This window comes from Mycobacterium helveticum (assembly GCF_007714205.1).
Lineage (GTDB): Bacteria > Actinomycetota > Actinomycetes > Mycobacteriales > Mycobacteriaceae > Mycobacterium > Mycobacterium helveticum.
Genome location: NZ_VMQU01000162.1, coordinates 1 through 9,622, shown reverse-complemented (window position 1 = coordinate 9,622; position 9,622 = coordinate 1). Strand labels below are relative to the sequence as shown.

The 9,622-nt window shown below is 70.0% G+C and carries 13 protein-coding genes and 2 pseudogenes; 6 read left to right on the top strand and 9 right to left on the bottom strand.

From position 1 onward, the window contains the following. Positions 1 to 649 (bottom strand): annotated as a pseudogene (locus FPZ47_RS24600) (hypothetical protein); the annotation flags it as partial. Between the two features lie 255 nt (positions 650 to 904). On the opposite strand from FPZ47_RS24600, the gene FPZ47_RS24595 reads away from it, so the two are divergent. The 3 genes and pseudogenes from FPZ47_RS24595 to FPZ47_RS30795 form a co-directional block, all read left to right on the top strand. Beyond that, positions 905 to 1,231, top strand: coding sequence for a hypothetical protein (locus FPZ47_RS24595; RefSeq protein ID WP_144956269.1), 327 nt, complete (start codon positions 905 to 907; stop codon positions 1,229 to 1,231). Positions 1,232 to 1,386: 155 nt separating this feature from the next. Then, entirely contained in the window at positions 1,387 to 1,686 is a 300-nt protein-coding gene (locus FPZ47_RS28620) for a PE family protein (protein ID WP_168209558.1), read from the top strand. 15 nt (positions 1,687 to 1,701) lie between these two features. Beyond that, positions 1,702 to 2,124, top strand: a pseudogene (locus FPZ47_RS30795) (PPE family protein); the annotation flags it as partial. A 116-nt stretch (positions 2,125 to 2,240) separates the two neighbouring features. On the opposite strand, the gene FPZ47_RS30305 reads toward FPZ47_RS30795, so the two are convergent. Beyond that, entirely contained in the window at positions 2,241 to 2,369 is a 129-nt protein-coding gene (locus FPZ47_RS30305; protein ID WP_281291904.1) for a hypothetical protein, read from the bottom strand. Between the two features lie 149 nt (positions 2,370 to 2,518). Here FPZ47_RS30305 and FPZ47_RS28615 point away from each other — a divergent pair, with 149 nt between their 5' ends. After that, positions 2,519 to 2,686 carry a hypothetical protein gene (locus FPZ47_RS28615; RefSeq protein ID WP_168209557.1) on the top strand — a complete coding sequence of 56 codons (168 nt, stop codon included), beginning with the start codon at positions 2,519 to 2,521 and terminating at the stop codon, positions 2,684 to 2,686. Positions 2,687 to 2,734: 48 nt separating this feature from the next. Here the strand turns inward: FPZ47_RS28615 and FPZ47_RS24580 are convergent, their stop codons facing one another. From FPZ47_RS24580 to FPZ47_RS24565, 4 genes are read right to left on the bottom strand one after another with little or no spacing between them, the layout of a single operon-like run. Further along, positions 2,735 to 3,295: a DUF1802 family protein gene (locus FPZ47_RS24580; protein WP_144956275.1), complete on the bottom strand. Its 561-nt coding sequence runs from the start codon at positions 3,293 to 3,295 to the stop codon at positions 2,735 to 2,737. Beyond that, positions 3,292 to 3,561: a DUF2277 family protein gene (locus tag FPZ47_RS24575; protein ID WP_144956278.1), complete on the bottom strand. Its 270-nt coding sequence runs from the start codon at positions 3,559 to 3,561 to the stop codon at positions 3,292 to 3,294. The genes FPZ47_RS24580 and FPZ47_RS24575 overlap by 4 nt, the downstream gene beginning before the upstream one ends. Positions 3,562 to 3,588: 27 nt before the next feature. Beyond that, positions 3,589 to 3,981, bottom strand: coding sequence for a type II toxin-antitoxin system VapC family toxin (locus tag FPZ47_RS24570; RefSeq protein WP_144956281.1), 393 nt, complete (start codon positions 3,979 to 3,981; stop codon positions 3,589 to 3,591). Next, positions 3,978 to 4,193, bottom strand: coding sequence for a type II toxin-antitoxin system Phd/YefM family antitoxin (locus tag FPZ47_RS24565; protein WP_144956300.1), 216 nt, complete (start codon positions 4,191 to 4,193; stop codon positions 3,978 to 3,980). Before FPZ47_RS24565 ends, FPZ47_RS24570 begins: the two co-directional genes overlap by 4 nt. A 79-nt stretch (positions 4,194 to 4,272) precedes the next feature. On the opposite strand from FPZ47_RS24565, the gene FPZ47_RS24560 reads away from it, so the two are divergent. Then, positions 4,273 to 5,022 carry an enoyl-CoA hydratase gene (locus tag FPZ47_RS24560; protein ID WP_144956285.1) on the top strand — a complete coding sequence of 250 codons (750 nt, stop codon included), beginning with the start codon at positions 4,273 to 4,275 and terminating at the stop codon, positions 5,020 to 5,022. Between the two features lie 99 nt (positions 5,023 to 5,121). Continuing rightward, positions 5,122 to 5,718 (top strand): hypothetical protein, encoded by a 597-nt coding sequence (locus FPZ47_RS24555; RefSeq protein ID WP_144956288.1) that lies wholly within the window; start codon positions 5,122 to 5,124, stop codon positions 5,716 to 5,718. Positions 5,719 to 5,830: 112 nt separating this feature from the next. Here FPZ47_RS24555 and FPZ47_RS24550 read toward each other — a convergent pair whose 3' ends face one another. From FPZ47_RS24550 to infB, 3 genes are all read right to left on the bottom strand, one after another. Continuing rightward, the gene (locus FPZ47_RS24550) at positions 5,831 to 6,859 is read right to left on the bottom strand and encodes a DHH family phosphoesterase (RefSeq protein WP_425461837.1); all 1,029 of its coding nucleotides are present in this window, start codon (positions 6,857 to 6,859) and stop codon (positions 5,831 to 5,833) included. After that, positions 6,834 to 7,319: a 30S ribosome-binding factor RbfA gene (gene rbfA, locus FPZ47_RS24545; protein WP_144956294.1), complete on the bottom strand. Its 486-nt coding sequence runs from the start codon at positions 7,317 to 7,319 to the stop codon at positions 6,834 to 6,836. Before rbfA ends, FPZ47_RS24550 begins: the two co-directional genes overlap by 26 nt. 101 nt (positions 7,320 to 7,420) lie before the next feature. Then, a partial coding sequence (gene infB, locus FPZ47_RS24540; RefSeq protein WP_145039656.1) for a translation initiation factor IF-2 occupies positions 7,421 to 9,622 on the bottom strand: 2,202 nt, incomplete at its 5' end.

The following is a 9,622-nucleotide window of genomic DNA, read 5'->3' as shown; positions in this document are numbered from 1 at the left end:
CACCCGCACCGCCGGCCCCACCAACGCCGCCGTCGACGCCGCCACCACCACCGGTACCACCGGTACCGATCAGCCCCGCAGACCCTCCCACCGCGCCGGCACCATGATCGACACCGGCCACACCGGCCGCACCGGTGCCCCCATCACCCATCAGAAATCCGCCGTCGCTGAGGTTGCCGAACAACCCCGAACTGCCCAGCAGCGAATCGTTGCCCCCGGTGAATCCATTGACACCGTTGCCGATCAGGTCCCGCCCGAACAACAACACCGACGGCTCGTTGAGGGCCGAGTCCAGCGCCTGCCCGGCGGGGCTGTTGATGTAATCCTGGCTCGCCGCGATGGTGGCCACGTCCAGATGGTTACCCACCTCAGCAAAAGTGGCGTCCAAAACCATGGCCACATCGAGCGAGTCGGTGAGCCCGGTACTCAGATCGGTCCCGACCGTCGTCGCGACATCACCACCCAACCCGCCCAGATCAGCCGTCGCCGTCCCCAGCCCGGAAACGGTCGCGTCGATGATCGGCTGGAGGATCACATCCAGAACGTCAGCGCGTGCAGCGGGCAGCCCCGCACCCGGAGCCCACGCCGCCATCGACAACACACCCGCCGACAACACACCCGCCGACAACACACCCGCCGTGGCCCCCATGCCGACAAACCGACGCGAAGTGGGACCCCATCCAACACGGCGCCGCTGGTTTTTCCGCCCGCCACCAGACATCCCACACACCTAACGCGAAACACCGGCCCGGCCACACCGGGCAGTCCATGTCTACTCAACGCACGGTCTACTCCACGCCGATCGTTTTCATAACTTACGCCAATAGCTACACGTCGTCATGCATTCAGCGGGACCGAATCGGCACCGCACAAGAAACCGCAGAAACCTTGTGGCTCCCGAACCGTGAGGCCGAACACCGACGAGGAGGACGGCGGGCTGGTCCGGGTCGACGAAGAACCGGGCGAAGACGACCGCAGGGCAGGGCCCGGCGTCGGCGCAGAGCGCCAGTGGGCGTTGTCGTCGGTGGCGCTCTTCGCCAACGGCACCTTCATCGATCGCGCGGCGCCCGCCCCACATGGGCTGATGAAAGCCGAAAACGCCGATGCCGCAGGTGCCACGACGACGGGCCGGCCGCCGTCGTCACCGAGGACCCCTGCAGACCTCGCCGCGGCTTATCGTCGGGCTTTCGTCGCTGCGGTGCCGACGTATTCGCCGCCGGATGACTGCTGAGCGGCAAGACTCCGGTCAGCGCAACTTCATTGCAGCACTCTGATGCGATTCGCAACAGACCTTGGCCGCGAATCCGGACACAGGCCCTGAACTCGGCTGCGGCAGATGGCTTTTCGTCGTCCAAGGTTACCGATTTGTTGACCAGGAGGTTGATTGTGTCCTTTTTGGTCACGTTGCCGGATTTACTGGGCACCTCGGCTGGCAGGCCAGCCCTGATCGGGCCGTCGATGGTCAGCTCCAACGCGGCCGCAGAGCCACCGACGACGCAGGTGGCACCCACTGCCGCGGAGTGGTTTTCGGCGCTGCGGGGAGCGCACTCGGCCAGTCACGGACTTGCAGATCAAACGGTGGCGTCGCTGGCGAACCAGATCCACGAGTCGTTCGTCGGGGCGCCGGCCGCCGGCGCCGCCGACTACGCCATCACGGAAAACCTCGATGCGGCGGTCACACGTTAGGACGGTGGGACATCCATGTTCTTCTCCTTCTTCCCCCCGGAAGTGCTGTCGGCCCTGATGCACACCGGGCCCGGCGCCGGGCCGCTGACCGAAGCCGCGGCAGCCTGGGAAGGCCTGGCTACCGACCTGTACGCGACGGCCGCGTCTGATCAATCGAGCGTGGCGGATCCGACCAGCGGATGGTCGGGCCCGACGGCGATGGCGAATGCGGCAGGCCCCTTCGTCTCGTGGATGACCGCCACGGCCGCGGCGGCGGCCCAATCGGGCGCCCAAGCCAGCGCCGGAGTTGCAGCGTTCGAAACCGCCCATGCCCTCACGGTGCCCCCACCGGTGGTTGCAGCGAACCGCGCGTTGTTTGCGGCCTTGTTGTCCACCAACATCTTCGGGCAGAATTCTCCCGCCATCGCCGCGACCGAGGCCGACGACCTGAAGATGTGGGCCCAGGACGCCGCAATGATGAGCGGCTACCGCGCCGCGGTGCGGACGGCGGCGGTCCAGCCGGCCAGCGCGTCACAGGCGGCGGGCACGTTGGCCGGTCGGGCGAAGGCCGGCCGCTACGGCGCGATGATCGGCAGCATGCCGGCACGCATGTTCATGTGCATGGGCAACTCGGCGGCCAACTCGAGCGGCCTGGCCGGCGGCCAGGGGCTGTTGGCCAGCGTCAGCCAATTTCTGGAGGGCAAGCTGCAAGCGGTCGTCGGCGGGAGCGCCGGCCGGCTGCGCGGCTGGGAATCGACCGTCACGGCCCAGCCGGCCCACGCCACCAACCTGAGCGGGCTCTCGGTCCCGCGAGCCTGGTCGACGGCCGCCGCCCAGGGAATAACCCGCGCCGGTGCTACCGCAGGTCGCCGCGGCCAGCCCGACGATGTCGCAGGCCTGGAGCATGCCGCAGACCCCGTTCGCCCAGTCGCTGATGGGGACGTTGAGCGCTCACGGCCTCAACGGCCTAGCGAGCAAGGTTCCCGGGAAAGTCGTGGCCCGCTCGCCGGCCGGCGGCTGACGCCAACAGGCGCTTTCGGCCGCTGCCCACGGTGGGTCAGCACGACTTTCAGCCGACCGCGTCGCGGACCCGGCCGGCGACCTCGGATAGCGCCGCTTCGTCATGAACGGCGTCCCCCAGTGCCGGCTGCACCGGCAGCTCCACCCAGCTGGTGCAGCCCCCGTACTCCGGAGCGCGGGCGAGTAGCAGGGGCTCGGACAACGGGATCACCGACACCACCAGCACCGCCAGTTTGTGTTTCGGCCGGAAGTCGAGCCGGTCGGCGCGTACCGACTCCGCCGTCCAGATGTGCAGGTCCTCGATCGCGGGGAGCCCATCTGGCCGGTTGACCTCTTGTGCGGCAACAACTTTCGCTGCCGCCCGCACCACCAGGTGGTCGTCGGCGCTGTCCGCGGCGGCGGCTTCGAGCAGGTCGCGGTGCTCGGGGCGGACGCGCTCGGCGTGGCTGTGCGCGACCGTCGGGAACAGCAGGAACTCCCGGGCCGCCAACTCGAAGCGCTTCTCCCCGATGCCACCCTTGCGCAGCAGCACCCGCTGGCGACCGTCCAGCAACGCGTGCACGACCGCGCTCCACTCCTTGAGCGCGGGCGTCTTCGCGGTGGAGGTCATTTCGCGCCGGCCAGCCGGACGAGCACCTCGGGCCGACGCAACGGCGGGACAGTCTTGGGCGGCTGGCGCCGCGGCGGCAAAGCCGCCGGCAATCGCGTCGTCGTTTCGGTAACCGCGACTACCGCAGCCTCGAACGCCTCGGCACTGGTTGGCGACGGGTGGGCCATGCCGCTGACGTTGCGCACATACTGACGCGCCGCCGCCGCGATCTCTTCGGCCGTGGTCGCCGGCTGCAAACCGTGCAGTTCGGTGATGTTCCGGCACATGTCTTCAACGATAGGCGCGGCCTGCGCCTACCAGACCGTGACCGGGCGCGGATGCCGATGGCTGCGCAGGCGACGGTCTTTGGTCACCAGGCGCCAGCCATGTTCGACGGCGGTGGCATAAATCAACCGGTCGGCCGGATCGCCGGGAAACGACGACGGGAGCGACACCGCGGTGGCGGCGACCGATGGGGTGATGCCGGCGGTGCGGACATGCTCGGCGAGCAACTGAAGCCACGAACGCATGGGAATCGTCAGTTGGATGCGTTCGTGCTCGGCGAGCCAAGCCAGCTCGAACCATGTGATCGCGGCGACCGCAAGTTCGTCGGCCTCTTCGACAGCCCGGCTGGCTACCTTGCTGAGGCGGCCCGGTTCTGCTGACCACCAATGGATCACGTGCGAGTCGAGCAGCACCGTTGTCATGAGGCGTTCCAGGACGCCCCGGTGGTGAAGAGTTGGCCTTCGTCGGCGGCCGTCATCGCCACTCCCGACAACCGACCTTTGAGAGCGTGGGACCCGGGCGCTGGTACTAGACGGGCTACCGCACGGCCGTGTTTGGTGATCTCGATTTCCCCGCCCACCGCCACTTCGTCAAGCAACGCAAGAATCTTGGCCTTCACCTCGGTAGCGGTCATGGTTCTGGTCATCATGTCAGTTTACCGGTCGGCAGGGTGTGCGCGGTCGCCGCCGGAAGCCACTGACTACGGTGAGGTGATGACCGACGACATCCTGCTGATCGACACCGAAGACCGAGTCCGCACCCTGACACTCAACCGGCCGCAGTCGCGCAACGCGCTGTCCACGGCGTTGCGGGACCGGTTCTTCGAGGCGCTGGCCGACGCCGAGGCCGACACCGACGTCGACGTCGTCATCGTGACGGGGGCCGACCCCGTCTTCTGCGCGGGCCTGGACCTCAAGGAGCTCGGCGAGCGGTCGGCGCTTCCCGACATCTCGCCGCGGTGGCCCTCGATGACCAAGCCGGTGATCGGCGCGATCAACGGCGCCGCGGTCACCGGCGGACTGGAACTGGCCCTGTACTGCGACATCCTGATCGCCTCGGAGCACGCGCGCTTCGCCGACACGCACGCGCGCGTCGGCCTGCTCCCCACCTGGGGGCTGAGCGTGCGGTTGCCGCAGAAGGTGGGCGTCGGGATGGCCCGGCGCATGAGCATGACCGGTGACTACCTGTCCGCCGACGACGCGCTGCGCGCCGGGCTGGTGACCGAGGTGGTGCCGCACGAGCGGCTGCTGAGCACGGCCCGGGGTGCGGCGACGTCCATCGTCGGCAACAACCAGGGCGCGGTGCGGGCGTTGCTGGCGTCCTACCACCGGATCGACGAGGATCAGACCGGCGCGGGGCTGTGGCTGGAAGCCATGGCCGCGCGGCAGTACCGGACCACCGGCGAGGACATCGCCGCCAACCGCGAGGCGGTGCTGCGGCGCGGGCGCGCGCAGGTGCGTTAGGCCGGCGTTGGTCCGCGGCGGCCCAGGATCGCCACGGACCGCGAAAGCCAATACGATCCCTACAACCACAGCAGAGGTTCGGGAGCGCAGGAGGCATCGTTGCATGGTGTCGTCGGTCTGACCGCGCGGGCGCCCGGCGCACTGGCGCTGGTGGCAGCCACCGCGACGGCCGTCGCGATCGCGGCCGCCGCGCCGCGGGCGGCGGCCCAGCCCCCGCCCGGGTTCCCCGACCTCGACGATTTCAGCGCGGTCCCCGCGGACGGCTACCTCACCACGGCCGGCCCGGGCACGTCCCCCCGGGTCAGTTTCTCCACCCCGCACAACCTGGTGTGCGATTTCTACGGCGGGCCGGCGCCCGCCCCGCTTCCCTCACAGGACATCCGGTGCAGCGGCGACATGCCGGGGATGAGCGACGTTCCCTTCCCCGGCGGGGGCCATACCAGACCGGGCGACTGCGTGGTGGGGTCCGTGACCTTCAAGGGACCCGGCTACGAGTTGAGCCGCATGTCCTACGGCGGCTGCGACGGCAGCCCCGCCGCATTGCCCTCGAGCGGCAAATTGTTGGGCCTGGGCCATAAGTTGTCTTACCTGAACGTGACGTGCGTCGTGGGCGGCGACAATCTCGTCGCCTGCCTGGACACCACCAGCGGCGCCCACGGTTTCGTTCTGCAGCGCTCCGGCAGCTGGGCGTTCTAGCCCGGCGACGAAGCAGCTCGCGCAGCGAGGTGCGAAGGAGTCGGGCAATCGAATTCAGCCCGGCGACGAAGCAGCTCGCACGGCGAGGTGCGAAGGAGTCGGGCAATCGAATTCAGCCGAGCGCCGCGCACAGCGACGCCACCACGTCGCCGATCGGGCCCGTGGTCGAGTAGCCGGCCGCCAGCCGGTGACCCCCGCCGCCGAAACCGGATGCGACCGCGACCAGGTCCACGTCCTTGGCCCGCATCGACACCGACCACTGCCGCGGCTCGACCTCCTTGAAGACCGCCGCCACCTCGGCCTGCTGCGTGGTGCGCACGATGTCGACGATGCTCTCGACCTCTTCGGCCCGCGAGCACACCCAGTCCCGGTTGTCGACGACCGCGTACACCAGCCCCCGGCCGCCGACCGCGTCGGGCAGCAGCCGCGCGGAGCCCAGCACCCGCGACAGCAGCGGCAGCCACACGAACGGATGGGTGTCCATCAGCGTCCGGCTGACCGTGGCGTTGTCCACGCCGATCTCGACCAGCCGGGCCGCCAGCCGCAGCGCGCGGGCGCTGGCCCAGCGGAACGAACCGGTGTCGGTGGTCAGCCCGGCGTAGATGCAGTGCGCGATGTCCCGGTCGATCGGTTGGCCCCACGCGTCGAACAGGTCGGCGACCATCATCGTCGTGGAATCCGCCGACTGGTCGACGAAATTCGCGGTGCCGAACATCTCGTTGGAGGCGTGGTGGTCGATGACCAGCAGCTGCGGGGCCGACGTGGCCAGCCCGCACAACCCGCCCAGCCTCTTCGCGCTCGGGACGTCGACGGTCACGGCCAGGTCGACGTCGGCTCGCATCGCGTCGGGGGCGACCAGCAGGTGGCATCCGGGTAGCGACGCCAGCGACTCCGGCAGCGTGGCCGGCGCGGCGAAGCTGACCTCGACGCGCTTGCCGCGCGCATCCAGCGCCAGGGCCAGCGCCAGCCCGGCGCCGAGAGTGTCGGCGTCCGGATGGACGTGGGAGATCACCGCGATCGTCGCGGCACCCGAGAGCAGCCCGGCGGCGCCGGGCGCGTCCACGGAAAGGCCCCGTGCGTCTGCGCGCGGGGCGTTGGCCACCTCGACGGCCACGTCAGCCCCGGGATCGATCGCCCTCACCGCTGTCATCGGCGCCTGCGTCGTCGCCCGACGCCCGGTCGCGGTAGGGGTCGGCCTCCCCGGCCGGCTCGGCCCCCACCCGGACCCGCGCCAGATCGGCGTCCGCGGCGCGCGCCTGGGCGAGCAACTCGTCCAGGCGGTGCACGGTGTCCGACGTGGTGTCCCGGGCGAACGTCAACGTGGGGGTGAAACGCACCCCGGTGCCCGCCCCGACCTTGGTGCGCAGCATGCCCCTGGCCCGGTCCAGCGCGGCCGCGGCGGCGTCGTGATCCGGCTCGTCATCCAGGGTGGGGCCCAGCACCGTGTAGTACACGGTGGCGTCGTGCAGGTCGGCGGTCACCTTCGTGTCGACGATCGTCACCCCGGCCAATCCCGGATCTTTGATCTCGAACTTGATCGCCGAGGCGACGATCGTGTTGATCCGCTTGGCCAGCCGGCGCGCGCGGGCGGGATCAGGCATTTCGATTCACCGCCTCCTCCTCATCACTTCGTTCTGCATCGTCGGCGGTGGTCGATTCACCGCCTCCTCCTCATCACTTCGTTCTGCATCGTCGGCGGTGGTCAGGTGCGTTCCTTCTCCACCAGCTCGTAGGACTCGATGATGTCGCCTTCCTTGATGTCGGAATAGCCGAGCGTCATACCGCACTCGAAGCCCTCGCGAACCTCGGTCACGTCGTCCTTCTCCCGGCGCAGCGAGCTGATCGCGAGTTTGTCGTTGACCACGATGTTGTCGCGCAGCAGCCGGGCCTTGGCATTGCGGCGCACCACGCCGGAGATGATCATGCAGCCGGCGATGTTGCCGACCTTGGAGGACCGGAAGATCGCCCGGATCTCGGCGCGGCCCAGCTCCTTCTCCTCGAAGATCGGCTTGAGCATCCCGCGCAGCGCCTGCTCGATCTCGTCGATCGCCTGGTAGATCACCGAGTAGTAGCGGATCTCGACGCCCTCGCGGTTGGCGAGCTCGGTGGCCTTGCCCTCGGCGCGCACGTTGAAGCCGATGATCACCGCGTCCGACGCCGACGCCAGGTTGACGTTGGTCTCGGTGATGCCACCGACCCCGCGGTCGATGACGCGCAGCGCCACCTCGTCGTCCACCTGGATCGCCATCAGAGCCTCTTCCAGCGCCTCGACGGTACCGGCGTTGTCGCCCTTGAGGATCAGGTTCAGCTGGCTGGTTTCCTTCAGCGCCGAGTCCAGGTCCTCCAGGCTGATCCGCTTGCGGGAGCGCGCGGCCAGGGCGTTGCGCTTGCGCGCGCTGCGCCGGTCGGCGATCTGGCGGGCGATGCGGTCCTCGTCGACGACGAGGAAGTTGTCACCGGCCCCGGGCACCGACGTGAAGCCGATGACCTGCACCGGACGCGACGGCAGCGCCTCCTCGACGTCCTCGCCGTGCTCGTCGACCATGCGGCGGACCCGGCCGTAGGCGTCGCCGGCGACCACCGAGTCGCCCACGCGCAGCGTCCCGCGCTGCACCAGCACCGTGGCCACCGGCCCGCGACCGCGGTCCAGGTGCGCCTCGATCGCCACACCCTGGGCCTCCATCTCGGGGTTGGCCCGCAGGTCCAAGGCGGCGTCGGCGGTCAGCAGCACCGCCTCGAGCAACTGCTCGATGTTGGTGCCCTGCTTGGCCGAGATGTCGACGAACATCGTCTCACCGCCGAATTCCTCTGCCACCAAACCGTATTCGGTGAGCTGCCCGCGAATCTTGGCCGGGTCGGCGCCCTCCACGTCGATCTTGTTGACCGCCACCACGATCGGCACGTCGGCGGCCTGCGCGTGGTTGATGGCCTCCACCGTCTGCGGCATCACGCCGTCGTCGGCGGCCACCACCACGATCGCGATATCGGTGGCCTTGGCGCCGCGGGCCCGCATGGCGGTGAACGCCTCGTGGCCCGGGGTGTCGATGAAGGTGATCGGCCGCTGCACGCCGTCGTGCCCGACGCTCACCTGGTAGGCGCCGATGTGCTGGGTGATGCCCCCGGCCTCGCCCTCGCGGACGTTGGCCTGGCGGATCGTGTCCAGCAGCCGGGTCTTACCGTGGTCGACGTGGCCCATGACGGTCACCACCGGCGGACGGACCTGCAGGTCCTCCTCGCCGCCCTCGTCCTCGCCGTAGGACAGGTCGAAGGATTCCAGCAGCTCGCGGTCCTCGTCCTCGGGGCTGACGACCTGGACGTTGTAGTTCATCTCGCTGCCCAGCAGCTCAAGCGTCTCGTCGCCGACCGACTGGGTCGCCGTCACCATCTCGCCGAGGTTGAACAGCGCCTGCACCAGTGACGCGGGGTTGGCGTCGATCTTCTCGGCGAAGTCGCTCAGCGACGCGCCGCGGGCCAGCCGGATCGTCTCGCCGTTGCCGTGCGGCAGCCGTACGCCGCCGACGACGGGCGCCTGCATGTTCTCGTACTCGGCCCGTTTGGCCCGCTTGGACTTGCGGCCGCGACGTGGCGCGCCGCCGGGACGGCCGAACGCGCCGGCGGCACCGCCGCGCTGCCCGGGACGGCCCGCGCCGCCACCGCCACCCGGACGGCCGCGAAAGCCGCCGCCACCGGCGCCGGGCGCGGCACCGACACCGCCGCCAGCGCCGCCGCCACCGCCGCGGTAGTTACCGCCGCCACCGTCGGGGCGACCGCCGCCGGGGCGGGCACCGCCGGGACGGGGCGCGCCGGTCCGCGGCGGACGCGGCCCACCGGCGGCACCGCCGGGACGAGGGGGCATGTTGCCGGGAGAAGCGCCCGGGCGCGGCGCTCCCGGGCGGGGCGCGCC